The 17,794-nt window shown below is 64.9% G+C and carries 16 protein-coding genes; 12 read left to right on the top strand and 4 right to left on the bottom strand.

The window, feature by feature from the left end:
- The 3 genes from ACILR9_RS34170 to ACILR9_RS34160 form a co-directional block, all read left to right on the top strand.
- Window positions 1-1,325 (top strand): RHS repeat-associated core domain-containing protein (locus ACILR9_RS34170; RefSeq protein WP_395714457.1); only part of this gene is annotated, 1,325 nt, incomplete at its 5' end.
- 753 nt (window positions 1,326-2,078) lie between these two features.
- The gene (locus ACILR9_RS34165) at window positions 2,079-3,293 is read left to right on the top strand and encodes a hypothetical protein (protein ID WP_407075384.1); all 1,215 of its coding nucleotides are present in this window, start codon (window positions 2,079-2,081) and stop codon (window positions 3,291-3,293) included.
- Window positions 3,290-5,170 (top strand): RHS repeat-associated core domain-containing protein, encoded by a 1,881-nt coding sequence (locus ACILR9_RS34160; protein ID WP_395714456.1) that lies wholly within the window; start codon window positions 3,290-3,292, stop codon window positions 5,168-5,170. Before ACILR9_RS34165 ends, ACILR9_RS34160 begins: the two co-directional genes overlap by 4 nt.
- 23 nt (window positions 5,171-5,193) lie before the next feature.
- Here the strand turns inward: ACILR9_RS34160 and ACILR9_RS34155 are convergent, their stop codons facing one another.
- Complete coding sequence (locus ACILR9_RS34155; RefSeq protein WP_395714455.1) at window positions 5,194-6,279, bottom strand: IS5 family transposase; 1,086 nt, start codon at window positions 6,277-6,279, stop codon at window positions 5,194-5,196.
- Window positions 6,280-7,037: 758 nt separating this feature from the next.
- Here ACILR9_RS34155 and ACILR9_RS34150 point away from each other — a divergent pair.
- The 3 genes from ACILR9_RS34150 to ACILR9_RS34140 are packed head-to-tail and all read left to right on the top strand — an operon-like array spanning window position 7,038 to window position 10,039.
- Window positions 7,038-7,391, top strand: coding sequence for a hypothetical protein (locus ACILR9_RS34150; RefSeq protein WP_395714454.1), 354 nt, complete (start codon window positions 7,038-7,040; stop codon window positions 7,389-7,391).
- Between the two features lie 6 nt (window positions 7,392-7,397).
- Entirely contained in the window at window positions 7,398-9,596 is a 2,199-nt protein-coding gene (locus ACILR9_RS34145) for an RHS repeat-associated core domain-containing protein (RefSeq protein ID WP_395714453.1), read from the top strand.
- Between the two features lie 2 nt (window positions 9,597-9,598).
- On the top strand, window positions 9,599-10,039 hold the full coding sequence (locus ACILR9_RS34140) for a hypothetical protein (protein ID WP_395714452.1): 441 nt from the start codon (window positions 9,599-9,601) through the stop codon (window positions 10,037-10,039).
- A 129-nt stretch (window positions 10,040-10,168) separates the two neighbouring features.
- Here ACILR9_RS34140 and ACILR9_RS34135 read toward each other — a convergent pair whose 3' ends face one another.
- Window positions 10,169-10,291: a hypothetical protein gene (locus tag ACILR9_RS34135; RefSeq protein WP_395714462.1), complete on the bottom strand. Its 123-nt coding sequence runs from the start codon at window positions 10,289-10,291 to the stop codon at window positions 10,169-10,171.
- A 413-nt stretch (window positions 10,292-10,704) separates the two neighbouring features.
- Between ACILR9_RS34135 and ACILR9_RS38410 the strand changes: the two genes are divergently transcribed.
- From ACILR9_RS38410 to ACILR9_RS34110, 4 genes are read left to right on the top strand one after another with little or no spacing between them, the layout of a single operon-like run.
- On the top strand, window positions 10,705-11,142 hold the full coding sequence (locus ACILR9_RS38410) for a hypothetical protein (RefSeq protein ID WP_407075383.1): 438 nt from the start codon (window positions 10,705-10,707) through the stop codon (window positions 11,140-11,142).
- Window positions 11,139-11,324 (top strand): hypothetical protein, encoded by a 186-nt coding sequence (locus tag ACILR9_RS34120; protein ID WP_395714461.1) that lies wholly within the window; start codon window positions 11,139-11,141, stop codon window positions 11,322-11,324. Before ACILR9_RS38410 ends, ACILR9_RS34120 begins: the two co-directional genes overlap by 4 nt.
- 56 nt (window positions 11,325-11,380) lie before the next feature.
- Entirely contained in the window at window positions 11,381-11,536 is a 156-nt protein-coding gene (locus ACILR9_RS34115; RefSeq protein ID WP_395714451.1) for a hypothetical protein, read from the top strand.
- Entirely contained in the window at window positions 11,520-11,717 is a 198-nt protein-coding gene (locus ACILR9_RS34110) for a hypothetical protein (protein WP_395714450.1), read from the top strand. Before ACILR9_RS34115 ends, ACILR9_RS34110 begins: the two co-directional genes overlap by 17 nt.
- Here the strand turns inward: ACILR9_RS34110 and ACILR9_RS34105 are convergent.
- Window positions 11,714-12,574 (bottom strand): LysR family transcriptional regulator, encoded by an 861-nt coding sequence (locus ACILR9_RS34105; RefSeq protein ID WP_395714449.1) that lies wholly within the window; start codon window positions 12,572-12,574, stop codon window positions 11,714-11,716. The genes ACILR9_RS34110 and ACILR9_RS34105 overlap by 4 nt on opposite strands.
- An 88-nt stretch (window positions 12,575-12,662) precedes the next feature.
- On the opposite strand from ACILR9_RS34105, the gene ACILR9_RS34100 reads away from it, so the two are divergent.
- On the top strand, window positions 12,663-13,730 hold the full coding sequence (locus tag ACILR9_RS34100; protein ID WP_395714448.1) for a threonine aldolase family protein: 1,068 nt from the start codon (window positions 12,663-12,665) through the stop codon (window positions 13,728-13,730).
- Entirely contained in the window at window positions 13,706-14,671 is a 966-nt protein-coding gene (locus ACILR9_RS34095) for a Bug family tripartite tricarboxylate transporter substrate binding protein (RefSeq protein ID WP_395714447.1), read from the top strand. Before ACILR9_RS34100 ends, ACILR9_RS34095 begins: the two co-directional genes overlap by 25 nt.
- 172 nt (window positions 14,672-14,843) lie before the next feature.
- Here the strand turns inward: ACILR9_RS34095 and ACILR9_RS34090 are convergent, their stop codons facing one another.
- Window positions 14,844-17,768: a hypothetical protein gene (locus tag ACILR9_RS34090; protein ID WP_395714446.1), complete on the bottom strand. Its 2,925-nt coding sequence runs from the start codon at window positions 17,766-17,768 to the stop codon at window positions 14,844-14,846.
- Window positions 17,769-17,794 lie beyond the last annotated feature (26 nt).

The following is a 17,794-nucleotide window of genomic DNA, read 5'->3' as shown; positions in this document are numbered from 1 at the left end:
CGGTGTCGCCGACCGGCAGCACCGTCACCTATGCCACGACCTTCACCTACGACGCCCTCAACCGGCCGACCGCGGTCGCCTGGGATCCGGCCCCGGCGGTGACCGCACCGGCGGCCGGCCCGCTGGTGACCTTCGGCCACAGCTACGACAGGACCAACCGGAGGATCGGCCAGACCGTCACCGACAACACCTGGCTCGCCTATCCGACGGGGGCGCCCAGCACCACCAGCTACACGGCCAACGAGCTCAACCAGTACAGCGCCGTCACCGGCCTGACGCCGAGCTACAGCGCCAACGGCAACCTGACCGGCGATGGCACCTATACCTACGGCTACGATGCCGAGAATCGGCTGGTCTCGGCCACCGGCGCCGGCAACATCGCCAGCTACGCCTACGACGGGCGCGGCTGGCGCAAGCGCCGCACGGTCAATGGCACCACCACGATCTCGGTCACCGACGCCGACAACCGCGAAGTGCTGGAGTATGATGGCAGCAACGGCGCCATCCTGCGATGGTATGCCTATGGAGTTGGACCCAACGACGTCCTGAACCAGACGAACGTGCCGGGCGGGACGCGCTCGGTGTTCCTGCCCGACATTCAGGGATCGGTCATCGCCACGTACAGTTCGGCCGGGACACTCGTGAAGGCTGCTTACTTGGCCTATGGCGGTAGTGCTGCCGCCGCGAGCCCGTTTGGCTACACCGGCCAGCGTTTGGAGTCTGAATCCGGCAAACTCTATTACTATCGGGCGCGGCACTATTCGACTGCACTCGGTCGATTCCATCAAACCGACCCAACTGGGTATCGTAGTGGCGCTAACCTGTACGCCTACGTCGGAAACGATCCTCTCAATGCCACTGATCCGACGGGATTGGCAGCGGATGCCGCCAGTGGCGGAGGCCGGAACGACAGCGGCTGGAATAGCGGCAGCCTGAGTCCAATCGACCTTAGTACTGGATCAGGAGGTTTGAATCCGAGAAGCGGCGACTTCGGCACTGCCGGCGCCGGCCCGAGTTCATGGTCGGCACCTGTGCCTTCAACCTCGTCTGTGCCCTCGGGTACGGTAACGCCATCGACATCGGTGGTTCCCGTGACGCCGACAGTCACTCTTCCCTCAGGTAGCCCAACCAATACTGATAGTGGCTTCACGCTCGCTGGAGACAATCAACGCGAGAACAAGCAAGTCCGAGACATTGTGGTTGAGCTAGGCTTGACTAAGGTTCAGCAGCGGCAACTGCACGACGAGATTACAGGTCGAGGGTACTCCTATCACGAGATAAAAGTGATAGCGATTGAGATGTTTGGCACACCTGGTCGGCGATAGATTCCACAGGCGACACCTTGAGGTCAGCAAATGAGCGATATTGGGGAAGTCTGGAAACCACTCATCGGCCAAATTGTCTGGTCTGTCCGCCGAGGAGTGGGAACCTCAATTACGATGGAATTCGGAGAACCGCATCTATCCATCAGGGAGCCGATTTCGCCCCGCCTTGGCCATAGTGAGAGGATCCTCCAAGCACTGAAGCGGCGGAGAGTGTTCGTCACCGGCGATTGGCACTTTTGGATTGAATATGGTTACTGGCGACTGACAACCGACTCCGGGATTCTCGAATACAGCACCGCAAGGAGTTCCTCAATTGAAGAGTGTCTTGCTGATCTCGACGGCCAACGGTTGGCTTCGACTGGCATAGGAACTCTCCCGCACTCCTGGATCTTCCATTTTGACCTGAATGCCCGCCTTGAAATATGGCCCTCGAAGGAGATACCCGACACTCAATGGAGTCTTCATCATTGGGACGGGGAAATTGTTGCATGCGAGAGCAATGGTGCCCTTCGTGTAGAAAGAGCAGGCGCAGCCCCGTCGCCACTGATCGGGCGGTAAGCGGCTCCACGGAAAGAGTCCGGCCTCAGGGGTGTCTGAGGTAGCGCTGTTGCGGGAGGCCTCCCACAGGAAGACCTGTGGCGCAACGCGGCTGGGACGACGGCCACCCTGACCTATGCCGGATCGCCCGCGAAGCTGGTCAGCGTCACCAACGATTTTCGCCGCCAGCTGACGTTCACCTACGACTCCGATCTGTTGACCCGGGTGCAGGACGATTCCGGCCGCAGCGTTTCCTACACCTACGACCCGTCGGGCAATCTCATCGGGTTCACCGATACGCTGGGCAACCTGACGAGCTATGCCTACGCGGCCGCGGGTCAGCTCACGACGGTCGTCAACCCCTCCTTCCCCAGTACGGCGTTCGTCACCAGCAGCTACGATTCGCTGGGCCGGGTGATGACCCAGACCGATGCCAATGGCGGAGCCTGGCAGTATTTCTTCGCCGGCACGCGCAGCGAGGAGGTCGACCCCAAGGGCACGCGGCACGTGCTCTACACCACACCGCGCGGCAGAACGCGGCTCGACATCCAGGACCTGGACGGCCTGAACCTGCGGACCACCACAACCCATGACGGCCTCGATCGGCCGACCAAGACGTCTCTCCCGGCGGGCAACAGCATCTCCTACGAGTACGACCTCAACAGCAACGTCACCAGGGCGACGCGCAACGACAAGACCGTCCCCACCCCGGTGAAGACCCTGGTGACCTCGGCGATCTACGATCCGACCTTCAACAAGCCGATCCAGATCACCGACCCGCGCGGGCTGGTGACGGCCCTCGCCTACGATGGCGCCGGCAACCTGCTGTCCGTGGTCGCCAACAGCGCCGGCTCGCCCAAGGCAACCACGAGCTATGCCTGGACCGGGGCCGGCTTGCCCCTCACCGTCACCGACCCGGTCGGCACCGTCACGCGCTACAGCTATGACGAGCTCGGCAATCGCCTGTCGACCGTCGAGGATGCCGGCACCGGCCGGCTCAACCGCACCACCGCCTATGCCTACAACGCCTGGGGCGACGTGATCGCGACCACCGACCCCAACGGCAACATCGCCCGCGCGACCTTCGACCTCGCGCGTCGCCCGGTCGAGACCACGACCGCCGCCACCCCGGCGGCGCCCGGCGGTGTCGTCACCACCAACAGCTACGATGCCGACGGCAGGCTGCTGCAGGCCCGCCAGAGCAGCGCCGGCACGGTGCTGCGCACCACCAGCGCCACCTGGACGCCGACCGGCCAGCAGGCCAGCGCCACCGACGCCAACGGCAACGTGACCACCTGGGCCTACGACATCCTCGACCGCCTGGCCCGCACCACCGATGCCGAGGGCCGGGTCACCACCTTCGAATACGACAACGTCGGCCGGCCCACCGCGACCAGCAGGCCAGCGCCACCGACGCCAACGGCAACGTGACCACCTGGGCCTACGACATCCTCGACCGCCTGGCCCGCACCACCGATGCCGAGGGCCGGGTCACCACCTTCGAATACGACAACGTCGGCCGGCCCACCGCGACCTACAACCTGGCCATCCAGTCGGCCGCGCTGGTCAGCCAGACCTATACGCCCAACGGCCTCAGGGCCAGCCTGACCGACGCCAAGAGCAACAAGACCGACTTCACCTACGACGACTTCGACCGGCTGACCACGACCAAATATCCCGCCACGGACGCTCCATCCCCACCCCAGGCGGCCACCACCGAGACCTTCACCTACGACAATGACGGCAACATCGTCGCGCGCAAGTCGCGCGCCGACCAGAATTTTACGTTCGACTACGACGGGCTGAACCGGCTGATCATGAAGTCGGTCCCCGGCGGCCAGACGATCAGCTACAGCTACGACCTCGCCGGCCGGCTGACCAGCGTCGGCGACAACAGTGCCGCGATCGTGCCGGCGGTGTCGCCGACCGGCAGCACCGTCGCCTATGCCACGACCTTCACCTACGACGCCCTCAACCGGCCGACCGGGGTCGTCTGGGACCCGGCGCCTGCGGTGACGGCACCGGCCGCCGGCCCGCTGGTGACCTTCGAGCACGGCTACGACAGGACCAACCGGCGCATCGGCCAGACCGTCACCGACAACACCTGGCTCGCCTATCCGACGGGGGCGCCCAGCACCACCAGCTACACGGCCAACGAGCTCAACCAGTACAGCGCCGTCACCAGCCTGACGCCGAGCTACAGCGCCAACGGCAACCTGACCGGCGACGGCACCTACACCTACGGCTACGATTCCGAGAACCGGCTGGTCTCGGCCAGCGGCGCCAGCAACATCGCCAGCTACGCCTACGACGGCCGCGGCCGGCGCAAGCGCCGCACGGTCAATGGCACAACGACAATCTCGGTGACCGACGCCGACAACCGCGAGGTGCTGGAGTACGATGGCAGCAACGGTGCCATCCTGCGCTGGTACGCCTACGCGCTCGGACCGAACGATGTCCTGAACCAGATGAACGTGCCGGGCGGGACGCGCTCTGGTTTCGTTCCTGACCTTCTGGGCTCGGTGGTGGCGACGTTCAACATGGCGGGAACGCTCACCAAGAGCACATATCACCCATACGGTGGCAGCCCTGTTCCACCGGTGCCATTTGGCTTCACGGGGCAGCGCATCGACGCAGAGGCCGGCGGGAGCTATTACTACCGCGCGAGGCATTATTCTGCCTCGCTTGGTCGATTCCTCCAAGCCGATCCAATTGGCTATTCCAACGGCTCAAATTTATACAGCTATGTCAACAACAATCCACTGAACTTGATTGACCCTACCGGATTGGCTTCGGACAACCCTGGGGGCGGTTTTGGGGGTAACGGCGGTAGTTTAGTCCCTACCAACTCCTACTTCGGTTCCGCTGGCGTTGGACCCACTGCATGGTTCCCAGCTGCACCAATAGAAGGCATGGGGGAATCTTCTGGTTTTGGGGGGATGCCCCCAGCGAGCCCGCTTCGGTCGGGCATGACTGGGATCGGAGATCCAGCGCAGAGAAGTCTGGTGCCGGTTGCAGTTAATTCTGCTCTTGATGGTGGAGGCAACCCTCAGGCGATGCGTCCGGATCTGGGCGTCGCGAGAGGGCCATCTGCCAGCTCGTTGTCGTCCCCCGACAGCCAAGCTGAAGCTAGACCCGTTCAAGTCGCAGACATCGCCTCGGATCTGTTGATACTGGGGGGAGGCGCCCCTAGCAGGCTGCTGAAAATCGCGGCGGCAGAAGTGCGTTTCGCCTTGCCGACCGCCGTTTGGGCGAGGATGGCAGGAGCGACAGTGCCCCCTCAATCGAGCGATTGTAATCTGAGGTAATCATAGTATGAAAGGTTACACCTTTAGGTTGCTGCCGCAAGCAGCTTTGGTATTCGGATCAGGTTGTAGCTCGCCATGGTCAGCGTGAACTTGAAGCGAAGCTTGTCGACGCCTCGAAGCATAGGCCGAGCCAACCCTCCGATCGTCTTGCCCCAGCCGAACGATTCTTCGATGCGCTTTCTCTTCCGCTGGCTTACCGCATAGCCGCAATGCCGCGTGGTGCGTCCGTCGATGGCCGAGCGCCGATTGGTGTCGTTCTGCGCCACGTGCGGCGTGACGTTCAGCTGCCGCAGGTCGGCAACGAAGTCGCGCGTGTCGTAGGCCTTGTCGGCGCCGAGCGTGAGGCGTCGTGCATCCGGCGCGTGGCGTGCGATCATTACCTGCGCCGCCTGACGTTCCGCCAGGCCATTGGCCTGCGTCAGGTCGGCTTCGACGATCAGCCCGTTGCGGTTCTCCATCAGCGCATGCCCCAGGAAAGCCAGCTTAGCTTCCTTGCCCGCCCCCTTGCGATGCAGTTGCGCCTCCGGATCGGTCGTCGAGGCATGGGTCTCGTTGCTGCGCTTCTCGCCATGGAAGCTGCGTTCGCCATTGCGGCCCGGGCCAGGTGGTTCGTCCGAGCCGTCCTTGGCCCGGAAGCTCTTCATCGACGCCCAGGCCTGAACCTGCGTCCCGTCTACTGAGAAGTGCTCATCCGACAGAAGCTTGCGTACTCGTTCGTGATTGAGCAGCTCAGCCAGGAACTTGCGCGCAACATCGGCCTCCAACAGCCGGTCGCGGTTCTTCGTGAACACCGTCGGTACCCACACCGCCTCATCCACGCCCAACCCGACAAACCATCGGTACAGCAGATTGTAGTCGAGCTGCTCCATCAGCTGACGTTCCGAGCGGATCGTGTAAAACGCCTGCAGCAGCAACGCCCGCAGCAGCCGCTCCGGTGCGATCGATGGACGCCCCTTGTCCGAGTAGATCCTTGCAAACTCCCCGTTGAGACCTTCGAGCACATCGTTCACGATCGTCCGGATCGATCGCAATGGATGGTTTGACGGTACACGATCCTCAACATCCACGTAGGAGAACAATGTTCCCGTTCGCTCGTCCGAACCACGCATCGACACTCAACTCCGCCTCGAACTGCCAAAGAATACCCTATCGCCCGTCAGAAGCGACTTTTTCAGCAGCCTGCTAGGCTGGTCACGACCCAAAAGGGCGCCTCTCAGTTCATATTTCCGAACGGCCTGATATTGCGATTCGATCTACTTCCCGGCCAGTATCTACGTGGGCAAGGACCGCATATAAACCTTGAAGTTCCCAGCGGCCCTAACATTCACATTCCGCTATCTCCCTAGGCAATGTACAATGGCTCTAATTTGAGGATATTGGCGATGCGATACGATTTCAATGTACTAGAGAGGCGCGCCTCGGAACTAATACGAGAAGGCCGTGCAAACGACGCTATCCGCATATATCTATTTATGTCAGATGGAGACGAGTCGCTTGATGGAGGTTATCTCGGAAAGCGACTAGGTGAGTGCTATGAGTTGATTGGAGACCTTCATGCTGCAAAATACTGGTATGGCAGAGCAGTTGAGGAAAATCCTGAGGTCAGGCAAGATTGTGTAGAAGCACGGCGAAGACTTGAACACGTTACAATCGATGAGCTTGTTCGCCCAGAAGATTATATTAAGCCATAGTTCTTGGAACGCTCTTTGTGCGTACTACTGGCCAGGTCCGCATCGCTGGGCAGCGCCCCAGAGCATCCGAACCTCCAGACCGCCACGGACTATGATTCGATCGGCCGACGAAGACGTATCTCCCAGCGGTCAACAGCATCTCCTACAAGTACGACATCAACAGCAACGTCATCGAAATGACGCGGAACGACAAGGTCCTGCCCGACCCGGTGAAGACCCTGCTGACCTCGGCAGTCTACGATCCGACTTTCAACAAGCCGATCCGGATCACCGACCCGCGTGGGCTGGTGACGACCCTCGCCTACGATGGCGCCGGCAACCTGCTGTCCGTGGTCGCCAACAGCACCGGCACGCCCAAGGCGACCACGAGCTATACCTGGATCGGGGCTGGTCTGCCGCTCACCGTCACCGACCCAGTCGGCATGGTCACGCGCCACACCTACGACGAGCTCGGCAATCGCCTGTCGACCGTCGAGGATGCCGGCACCGGCCGGCTCAACCGCACCACCGCCTATGCCTACAACGCCTGAGGCGACGTGATCGCGATCACCGACCCCAACGGCAATGTCACCCGCGCAACCTTCGATCTCGCGCGCCGGCCGGTTGAGACCACGACCGCCGCCACCCCGGCGGCACCCGGCGGTGTCGTCACGACCAGCACCTACGACGCCGACGGCCGGCTGCTGCAGGCCCGCCAGAGCAGCGCCGGCACGGTGCTGCGCACCACCAGCGCCACCTGGACGCCGACCGGCCAGCAGGCCAGCGCCACCGACGCCAACGGCAACGTGACCACCTTCGCCTACGACGTCCTCGACCGCCTGGCCCGCACCACCGATGCCGAGGGCCGCGTCACCACCTACGAATACGATAACGTCGGCCGGCCCACCGCGACCTACAACCTGGCCATCCAGTCGGCCGCGCTGGTCAGCCAGACCTATACGCCCAATGGCCTCCGGGCCAGCCTGACCGACGCCAACACCAACACCAACACCACGGGCTTCACCTACGACGACTTCGACCGGCTGGTCACGATCGGCTATCCCGCCGCTGCCGCCCCTTCCCCACCCCAGGCGGCCACCACCGAGACCTTCACCTACGACAACGACGGCAACACCTACGACAACGACGGCAACATCGTCGCGCGCAAATCGCGCGCCGACCAGAATTTTACGTTCGACTACGACGGGCTGAACCGGTTGATCATGAAGTCGGTCCCCGGCGGCCAGACGATCAGCTACAGCTACGACCTCGCCGGCCGGCTGACCAGCGTCGGCGACAACAGCGCGGCGATCGTGCCGGCGGTGTCGCCGACCGGCAGCACCGTCACCTATGCCACGACCTTCACCTACGACGCCCTCAACCGGCCGACCGGGATCGCCTGGGACCCGGCCCCGGCGGTGACGGCACCGGCCGCCGGCCCGCTGGTGACCTTCGGCCACAGCTACGACAGGACCAACCGGCGCATCGGCCAGACCGTCGACGACAACACCTGGCTCGCCTATCCGACGGGCGCACCCAGCACCACCAGCTACACGGCCAACGCGCTCAATCAGTACAGCGCGGTCAGCGGCCTGACGCCGAGCTACGGCGCCAACGGCAACCTGACCGGTGACGGCACCTATACCTACGGCTACGATGCCGAGAACCGGCTGGTCTCGGCCAGCGGTGCCGGCAACACCGCCAGCTACGCCTACGACGGCCGCGGCCGGCGCAAGAGCCGCACGGTCAATGGCACCACCACGATCTCGGTGACCGACACCGACAACCGCGAAGTGCTGGAGTATGATGGCAGCAGCGGCGCCATCCTGCGCTGGTACGCCTACGCGCTCGGGCCGAACGACGTGCTGAGCCAGATGAACGTGCCGGGCGGGACGCGCTTTAGTTTCGTTCCTGACCTTCTGGGCTCGGTGGTGGCGACGTTCAACATGGCGGGAACGCTCACTAAGAGCATATATCACCCATACGGTGGCAGCCCTGTTCCGCCGGTGCTATTTGGTTTCACGGGACAGCGCTTCGATGCGGAGGCCGGGGGGATCTACTACTACCGCGCGAGGCACTATTCTGCCTCACTTGGTCGATTCCTCCAGGCGGATCCGATTGGCTATTCCAACGGTGCAAGCCTATACAACTACGTCAACAACGATCCGCTGAACTTGGTTGATCCTACTGGATTGGTTGCGGACAATTTTGGGAGTGGTGCGTGGAGTAGCGGCGGAAGTCTAGTCCCCATCAACAGCTACGTCGGGTCCGCTGGCGTCGGACCCACTGCATGGCTGCAACCTGGACTGCTAGAACCTTTAGTCTCGGGAGTACCTTCAAGTTTAGGAAATTCGTCCCCAGCGGGCTCTACGCCCCTGAGAGCAGCGATCATCGACTCTGGAGAAGCTCCAAGTGTAACTGGTTCCCCTTTTCAGAGCGATGTAAACCGGCAAGGCCATAACGCGCAGATTGCCGCTAGTCTATTGGGTGTAGAACCACTCATGTCAAGGCAGCCAAATCAAAGCACCACTCAATTCCCTGCTAGGCCAGAAGATGATATAGTTCGAGTGGCTGGTAACAATCGAAGCTCAGGTTCTCCAACCCTGTATTGTCAAAACGTACTCTGCGGCGCTCCCACCGGGGGAGTTGTGTATCCTCTCTGCCCAACATGTAATAATCGCTTAAAGAACGGCGGCCCGCCGATTTTGCTTGAAAATGGTATAAAGATTTACATCCCGATTAAGCCAGAGGATTAATTATGTCTCGTCTCTTTGTTGATGCTGACCTCACAGATGACGCGCGGAATATCCTAGACGAGCACCTTAATATCGGAGAAGAGAAGCCAGTAAGCTATTTGCCCATTAGGACGATAAAGACTCTGCTAAAACTCGATGTTGATCAGTACAAATCCTTAGTTGAGCAGGTCGGTGGAATTTGCACTGTCTTTCTGCCAGATCAAACGTGCATCAAATCTGGTGCGGTTTATGCTTATCATCTCGGTGGCCTGAAACGCGTGCTAGACGAAAATGCTGAGCTGCTTCGAAAATGTGACTGGCCGACATCTTGTGAAGGGTTCGTGAAGCGAATCTCGGCCGAATGGTTGACTGATGGTGACCCGATGCTTCCGGTCGTAAGGGCAGCTTTTGGCGAAGCCGTTGCAGTCGGTAACGGCGGCAGGCACGGGCTTGGCGGAGTGTAGGCGGCTCAGTAGGTTGGCGGGGTGGGGGATCGGGTGACAGGCGGCACGAGGACCCATAGCGGCCCGTCACCACGACCACGACCGCCGCCGCCCCGGCGGGACGCCCGGCGGTGTCGTCACCACCAACACCTATGCCGACAGCAGGCTGCTGCAGGCCCGCCAGAGCAGTGCCGGCACGGTGCTGCGCACCATCAGCGCCACCTGGACGCCGACCGGCAAGCAGGCCAGCGCCGCCGACGCCAACGTGACCATCGTCCCAGCTGCAAGGCCGACGTTTCGGATGGAAGCAAGTTTTGCAGCGCCGCAACGCCTGTGGAGGACCCTTCCCGATCCGCTGCGTCGACTGTGGCACACGAATCGAGCCGGATCGAAGACCGATGCCAATGGCGGAACCTGGCAGTATTTCTTCGCCGGCACGCGCAGCGAGGAGGTCGACCCAAAGGGCACGCGGCACGTGCTCTACACCACAGCACGCGGCAGAACGCGGCTCGACATCCAGGACCTGGACGGCCTGAACCTCCGGACCGCCACGGACTATGACGGTCGCGATCGGCCGACCAAGACGTCTCTCCCGGCGGGCAACAGCATCTCCTACGAGTACGACCTCAACAGCAACGTCACCAGGGCGACGCGCAACGACAAGACCGTCCAACGCCTGGGGCGACGTGATCGCGATCACCGATCCCAACGGCAACACCACCCGCGCGACCTTCGATCTCGCGCGCCGGCCGGTCGAGACCACGACCGCCGCCACCCCGGCGGCGCCCGGCGGCAGCGTCACCACCAACAGCTACGATGCCGACGGCCGGCTGCTGCAGGCTCGCCAGAGCAGCGCCGGCACGGTGCTGAGCACCACCAGCGCCACCTGGACGCCGACCGGCAAGCAGGCCGGCGCCACCGACGCCAACGGCAACGTGACCACCTGGGGTGACCACCTGGGCCTACGACATCCTCGACCGCCTGGCCCGCACCACCGATGCCGAGGGCCGCGTCACCACCTTCGAGTACGGCCAGCGGCGCCGGAAACATCGCGAGCTAGGCCTACGACCGCCACTGCAGGCGCAAGCGCCGCACGGTCGACGGCACCACCACGATTTTGGTGACCGACAACGACAATGGCGAGGTGCTCCAGTACAACGGCAACCTCTCACAGGAAGACCACGCGATCGCGCTGTGGTCGGACGTGGTGCACCATGTCGCGCGCATGTCGCGCGCGCCGAGACAAAGGCGCGGAGCGGCGGCGACGGCCGCCGCGACGGTGGGAGCCTCTCGGCAGCCATGCTAGATTAGGCTTATGAAGCTCCCCGCTATCAGATCGTCACGGCGCGTGGCGAAGGCTATGTGATCGGCAGGAGTGCTTTTGCCAAGATCGACGCGGTCGAGGGCATTCACACAACGGCGACGATGGAGACCGACTTCCGTGAATTCGACCGGAAGGGGCTCTCGGCCGAGGAACGCCGCAAGGCGATCAATCAAAAGTATGGCAAGTCCCGCTAGGCCTGCCGACTACGATGCCATCGCGGACCCATACTGCTATCCGGGCACCACGATCCTCAAGAACATACCCGGCATTCGCGAGGCCGCGGCCCTTGCCGAGTTCGAGGCCGCGAGCACGGCCCAACGCGCCGACGAGCCGTTGCCGACTGGCAGGATGGGCCTTCGGCACCGCAGGCTCTAAGGCCTGCCAAAGGCGCGAAACACGGCGTCCAGGTTGCGGTTGCCGAGATCGTTGCGGCGCTGGACGAAGGCGATGCGGCGGACCGGGCCGGTCTTGCCGAGCGCCACCTCGCGCACACCGTGGGCGGCGAGCAGGGCGGTGCGCGGGCGCGGCACGATCGACACGCCGAGCCCAGCCGAGACCATGGCGACGATGGCGTCGATCGAGCGGATCTCCATCGCGCGCCGCGCCTCGGGGCAGAGCTTGCGGGCATGCAGCGCCGCCATGCGGCCGCCGGTCAGCGCCGGGTCGTACTGGATCAGGTCGAAGCGCCGCAGCAGGTCGGCGGGCGACTCGCCCGACGTGCCGGGCGGCGCCAGCAGCACGAACGGCTGCTTCTGCAGGTCGCGCCAGGCCAGGCGCGACGATCCGCCGGCCGATGGCCGCACCAGCACAGCGGCGTCGAGGCGCCCGGCCTTGAGCTCGAGCAGCAGGCGGTCGGAGTCCTCGAGGACGATCTCGACGTCGAGGCCGGGGTGACGGTCGCGCAGCGTGCGCAGGGCCGGCGGCAGCAGGCCGCTCTGGACGGTGGCGATGGCACCCAGCCGGACGCGGCCCGAGATGGCCGTCGCGGGACGCAGCCGGAGCGCTTCCAGCCTGGCGGCAATGTCGCGCGCCACCGACGCCGCCTCGAGGGCGAACGGCGTCGGCTTGACCGATCGCGCCGAGCGATCGAACAGCGGCCGGCCGAACCACGCCTCGAGCTGCCTGGCCTGCAGGCTGACGGCGCTCGGCGTGCAGCCGACCTCGCGCGCCGCGGCGACGAAGCTGCCGCGGTCGAGGATGGCGACCAGGGTTGAAAGAGCCGACAGATTCATAAGTGATTCTCACTTTTGAAATGAAAACATATCGATTTTCCTGGTCTCCTCAACCGCTAGCATCGGCGGCGCCCGAGCAACTGGTCCGATGCCCCTCCACGATTTCCGCAGCGATACCGTCACCCTGCCCTCGCCCGCCATGATGGCCGCGATCGCCGCCGCCCGCCTGGGTGACGCCGCGCGCGGCGACGATCCCACGGTGGCGGACCTCGAACGCTGCGCGCGCGAGATCACGGGCAAGGATGACGCCCTGTTCGTGCCATCGGGCACGATGGCCAATCTCGCCGCGCTGCTCGCGCACGACTGCCGCGGCGGCGAGGTCATCGTCGAGGAGGCGGCGCATCTCTACAACTCGGAGGGCGGCGGGCTGTCGGTCGTTGCCGGCGCCGTCGCGCGGCCGGTCAAGGGCCGGCACGGCATCCTCGCGCCGGCCAGCATCGAGGCGGCGATCCGCGGATCGGCCAACCCGGCCGTGGCGCCGACCCGGCTGGTCTGCCTCGAGAACACGCACAACGCTGCCGGCGGAACGGTGATGCCGGTCGAGACCATGGCGGCCATCCACGACGTGGCGCGCCGCGCCGGCATCCCGGTGCATCTCGACGGCGCCCGGCTGTTCAATGCCGCCGCCCATCTCGAGGTGCCGATCGGCGCGCTGTGCCGTCCCGTCGACTCGCTGTGGTTCGCGTTGTGCAAGGGCCTCGGCGGGCCGGTCGGCGCGATCCTGGCGGGCGACGCCGCTTTCATGCGCAAGGCACGCCGCGCCGTGCGCATGTTGGGCGGCGGCATGCGCCAGGCCGGCCTGATCGCGGCGCCGGCGCTCGTGGCCCTCGACGATCCCTACCCGGCCCACCGGCGCGACCATGCGCTGGCCCGCCGGCTCGCTTGCGGCCTCGCCGCGATCGATGCCCGCCTGGTCGACGCCGACCGCGTGCAGACCAACATCGTGAACTGCCATGTCGACGACGCCGACGACATCGCGCGCGATCTCGGCGCGCGGGACGTGCTGACGCTGTCGCGCGGAAAAAACCGCATCCGCTTCGTCACCCATTCCCAGGTCGACGAAGCGTCGGTCGATGCCGCGGTCGACGCGCTGGCCGACATCCTGGCGACACGTCCCAACTGGAGCACGCCATGCCGCGAATCTTTGCCAACCTGATCGCCGCCGCGGCCCTGTGCAGCGGCTGGCTGCCAGCCCAGGCACAGACGTGGCCGGACAAGCCGATCCGCTTCATCGTGCCCAGCCCGCCCGGCGGCGGCACCGATTCGCTGGCCCGCCTGCTCGCCAACAAGCTCGGCGAGCTGCTGCACTGGCACTTCGTCATCGACAACCGGCCCGGCGCCGGCGGCAATCTCGGCCTCGATCTCGCGGCCAAGGCGACGCCCGACGGCTACACCATCGTCATGGGCGAATCGAGCAACCTCGCCATCAACCCCTCGCTCTACAGCAAGCTGCCGTTCGATCCGGCCAGGGACGTCGTGCCGGTGGCGCTGGTCGGCACCGTCCCCCTGGTCCTCGTGGTGGCGGCCAGCGCACCGGGCGACACGCTGGCGGCGCTGATCGACACCGCAAAGCGCCGCCAGCTCACCTTCGCCTCGTCGGGCAACGGCACGGTCGGTCACCTGGTCGGCGAGATGTGGCGGCGCGCGATCGGCGTCGACATGGTGCACGTGCCCTACAAGGGTGCCGGGCCGGTGATGATCGACCTGGTGGGCGGGCAGGTCGACCTGCACTTCGCCTCGCTGCCCGCCGCCCTGCCGCTGATCGAGAGCGGCAAGCTCAAGGCCTTGGCCGTCACCGCGCCGCAACGGCTATCGTCATTGCCGGATGTCCCGACACTTTCCGAATCGGGATTGCCAGGCTTCGAGTACAGCGTGTTCTACGGCGTGCTGGCGCCGACCGGGACGCCGGCCGCGATCGTCGGACGGCTGAACGTGGAGATCGATCGCGCCCTGCGCTCGGCCGATTTGAGCAAGGGTCTCGGCGAACGCGGCGTCGATGTGCGCGCCGGCACGCCCGAGCAGTTCGATGCGTTCCTGACAGCGGAGCGCGCCAAGTGGGCGCGCGCCGTCAAGGCGTCGGGCGCCACCGTCGACTAGCTCGTGAGGAATCCGGACGTTCGCCTTTCTGAAACGCCCCCCGTTGGATGCAGCCGTAGCAACGAGCACGAAGATGGATGGCCCAGAGGGAGATTCCAACCCGCGGCTCGATGAAAGCCGGCTTGGCTGGTGAAGGGGAAGCATGAGCCTGATCCGTCGCCGGGCAGCAGGCTCACACGAGCCAGCCATTGCCGGAGGCGCTGGTGAAGTCGATGCCGACGATCAGGTCGTTGTAGTCGCGGTCGCCGCCGCCGCGCGTGTCTTCCCATCCCCAGGTATTGAGGCCGTAGTTCCAGAGGTGGCCGATGGGCTGGCCGTCGACGATCTCGTTGGCCTGGCTGAACGCCGAGTAGGTGTTGCCGGTGGTCCTGTTGACGAGCTGCATGGCGACCAGGTCGCCTGCGTTCACCTGCCGGAGTTCCGTCTGCCCGTAGTTGCCGAAGCCCGGCCCGTCGATCGACGTGGCGCCTGACGTGGTCTGGTAGGCGCGGGCCAGCACTGCTGCCTGATAGCCCGCGTCGCCCGGATGCAGGCCATCGATCGTGCCGTTGAAGTCGTCCACCCGATAGAGCTTCAGCGCGACGCTGTCCTGGCCGTTCTGTCGTATGCGGACAACCGCGTGCTGGTCATCGAGGCCGCCCGCGGTCTCGGCCACGGCAATCGGCCGCGCCACGCGCACGGCGCTGTCCCCGGTCGCCGAAACGAAATCCACGAAGCCGAACGGGCTGGTGAGAGCCACCTGGGGCGCTCGTGCGCCGGTTCCCTCGATCGATACCTCGAGCCGGTCGCCGTGCTCGGCAACGGTTTGCGCCAGCACGCCCTGCGACTGCACGTCGAACATCCGTGCCAGACCGGGATCGAAGTCGGGCTGCAGCGACTGCTGGGCGAGCAGGCTGGTCCAGGCGAACGGAGCGGCCGGCGTGCTGGTGAAGCTCAGGCTGTCCGATCCCGCAAGCACGGCCACCGACATCGCGCTGTCCGACATCGCCTGGATCAGCAAGGTTTCGGCCACCGGCGTCGTGAGGTGGCCGGATTCGTGGATTTCGACGACATCGGGGTTTGTCGCGAACGACATCTGGCGATGCGCGATCGCCGTCAGGGCGCGGCCGAGCAGGATCCCGTTCGGCGTGCCGAGGCCGGACGTCAGGTCATAGCCGGGACCGGCCGAGTATCCGAAGCCCGTCGGCGTTACGTGCTGGGTCGGATCGCTGCCGTCCTCCGGCGGCGTGCGATACGGGCCCCCCAGCCTGAACGACGACGTGTTGCTGCCGAGCTGCACGTCGTTGAAGGCAGCCGGCGCAACCGCGGCGGCGATGTAGAGGAGGTCGTTCATGTAGCCGAGGGGCGGCAGCCCCTGGTCCTGGAAGATCGCGTTGAACTGCGCGACCAGGGCCGCCCATAGCGGGGCGGCGGCGCTGGTGCCGGCGCCGAGCCCCAACCCCGTCATGTCCGACAGTGGGACGTTGTACTTCAGGTTGCCGCCGGCGAGGGCCGAGACGTCCGGCACGCCGCGCCCGGGCAACGCGTCCGGATCGGCAGTTGCGAGGTTGAGGCCGAAGTCGGTCTGGTATGACGGCTGCGGCCGGCTGGGATCCACGCCGCCTGAGCTGGTGAAATTGTTGTTGTAGCCGCCGCCGTTGTTCTCCTTGTCGACGATATTGTTTCCGAAGACGAAATACGTGTTCCAGACGGTTTCGATCAGCCTCGCGATGGTGTCGGCGGCGCCTGACCCGGCCGAGGACGGCAGCGCCGTCAGGCCGCCGGCGACGAGCTGCCAGATCGTCGCCGGATCGCCGGCCGTCGCTGCCGCCGCGATGGCCTGCAGCGTCGGGTCCAGGGTCGCCGCCTGCAGGGAGCTGAGCGACGTCCCGCCGGCGACGATGCTGTAGGGACTGGCGTGGCTGACATCGACATTCGTCAGCCCGTTGGCGAGCTGGTCGCCGGAGCCGTCGTCGCCCACGGCATTGACCGCCGTGATATTGCGCAGCGCCGCATCGACGAAGAGTTCCCGGTAGGCGAAGTAGAAGGGCGAGTCGGGCGCGATATGGGGGTGGTCCCTGTACGACGAGCTGACGACCCGCGGCTTGTTCACGTCGTCCCAAAAGGCGGCCTGGTAGGCCGTGTAGGCGGCGGAGTGGGCGTCCGAGTCGGTACCTGACCCGGCATAGAGAACGAGCGGCGACGTGGGGCTGACCGTCGTCGCGATGCCGACGTCGAGCGAGCGCTCGCCGCTCGTCGTGCCGCTCGCGCCGCCGGGCGCGACTTCCCTGTAATCGCCGTGCGCATCGAGGCCGACGCGACGTCGGTAGGTGTCCGCGAGGTCGCGGAAAGAGTCCGAGCCCGACGGCAGGGCGGTTCCCAGGTTGGGTTCAAGCAGGCCGATCGGTCCGGTCTGGACAGTCTTCCACCAATCGGGCGTCGCGGCCGAGTTGAACGGAAAGTCGTAGAGGGCGGCGAGGTCGTTCGGAAAAATTCCCTCGACCTGGGGAATCGCATTGCCGGCGCTTTGCGGACCTTGCGGCAAGTCTACCAAGGCACCTGTGCCGGGATCGGCGAGCACTGACGCGAACAGGGGCGTGTCGAACATCACGCCCTTGACGCCGGCCGCGATCAGGCTGTCGGGAAGGCTGAGGTTGCCCTCCCAGAACGTGATCAGGTTTCCCGACTCGTCGTGCCCGCTGCGCAGGGCCGCATCGGGTCCGAACAGCGTGGTGAAATTCGTCTTGTCGACGTGCAGCCAGATCGTGCGCGACTCGGCGGAGGAGACATACTGGTGGCCGGCGCCTTCGGGAAACAGGATGAAGCCCATGTCGGCCAGTGCCGTCCGCGCGTCATGGTACCTGGCCGGATCCGCGCCATAGGTCGACCACAACGTCCCGTTCTGATCGAGCGCAGCCAGTTGCTGCTGCCGCGATGCCCAATCGGCCTGCAGCAGGGCCGTCGGATCGTTCGCCCGCTCCAGCACCAGCGCGACGTTGAAGGAAAACGAGTCGTGCAAATGGTCGGTGGGAGGAAGCGTTCCATTGCCGCGGTAGCTCGTGAAGTCGAGAGAGGTGGAGTTCGCGAGGACGGAATAGGAAATCGGTGGCTCAGCCATGGGGCCAACTCCGTTGTCGCGCGCCG

The sequence above is a fragment of the Reyranella sp. genome (assembly GCF_044224635.1).
GTDB lineage: Bacteria > Pseudomonadota > Alphaproteobacteria > Reyranellales > Reyranellaceae > Reyranella.
Note: the sequence above shows the minus strand (reverse complement) of the source record. Positions and strands in the feature narration are given on the sequence as shown.

Bases quoted from the DNA above. Each gene is read 5' to 3' on its own strand.
- ACILR9_RS34155 (WP_395714455.1), bottom strand. From the start codon at position 6,279: ATGCGTGGTTCGGACGAGCGAACGGGAACATTGTTCTCCTACGTGGAT.
- ACILR9_RS34150 (WP_395714454.1), top strand. From the start codon at position 7,038: ATGACGCGGAACGACAAGGTCCTGCCCGACCCGGTGAAGACCCTGCTG.
- ACILR9_RS34140 (WP_395714452.1), top strand. From the start codon at position 9,599: ATGTCTCGTCTCTTTGTTGATGCTGACCTCACAGATGACGCGCGGAAT.
- ACILR9_RS34135 (WP_395714462.1), bottom strand. From the start codon at position 10,291: ATGGTCACGTTGGCGTCGGCGGCGCTGGCCTGCTTGCCGGTCGGCGTC.
- ACILR9_RS34110 (WP_395714450.1), top strand. From the start codon at position 11,520: ATGGCAAGTCCCGCTAGGCCTGCCGACTACGATGCCATCGCGGACCCA.
- ACILR9_RS34105 (WP_395714449.1), bottom strand. From the start codon at position 12,574: ATGAATCTGTCGGCTCTTTCAACCCTGGTCGCCATCCTCGACCGCGGC.
- ACILR9_RS34100 (WP_395714448.1), top strand. From the start codon at position 12,663: ATGCCCCTCCACGATTTCCGCAGCGATACCGTCACCCTGCCCTCGCCC.
- ACILR9_RS34095 (WP_395714447.1), top strand. From the start codon at position 13,706: ATGCCGCGAATCTTTGCCAACCTGATCGCCGCCGCGGCCCTGTGCAGC.
- ACILR9_RS34090 (WP_395714446.1), bottom strand. From the start codon at position 17,768: ATGGCTGAGCCACCGATTTCCTATTCCGTCCTCGCGAACTCCACCTCT.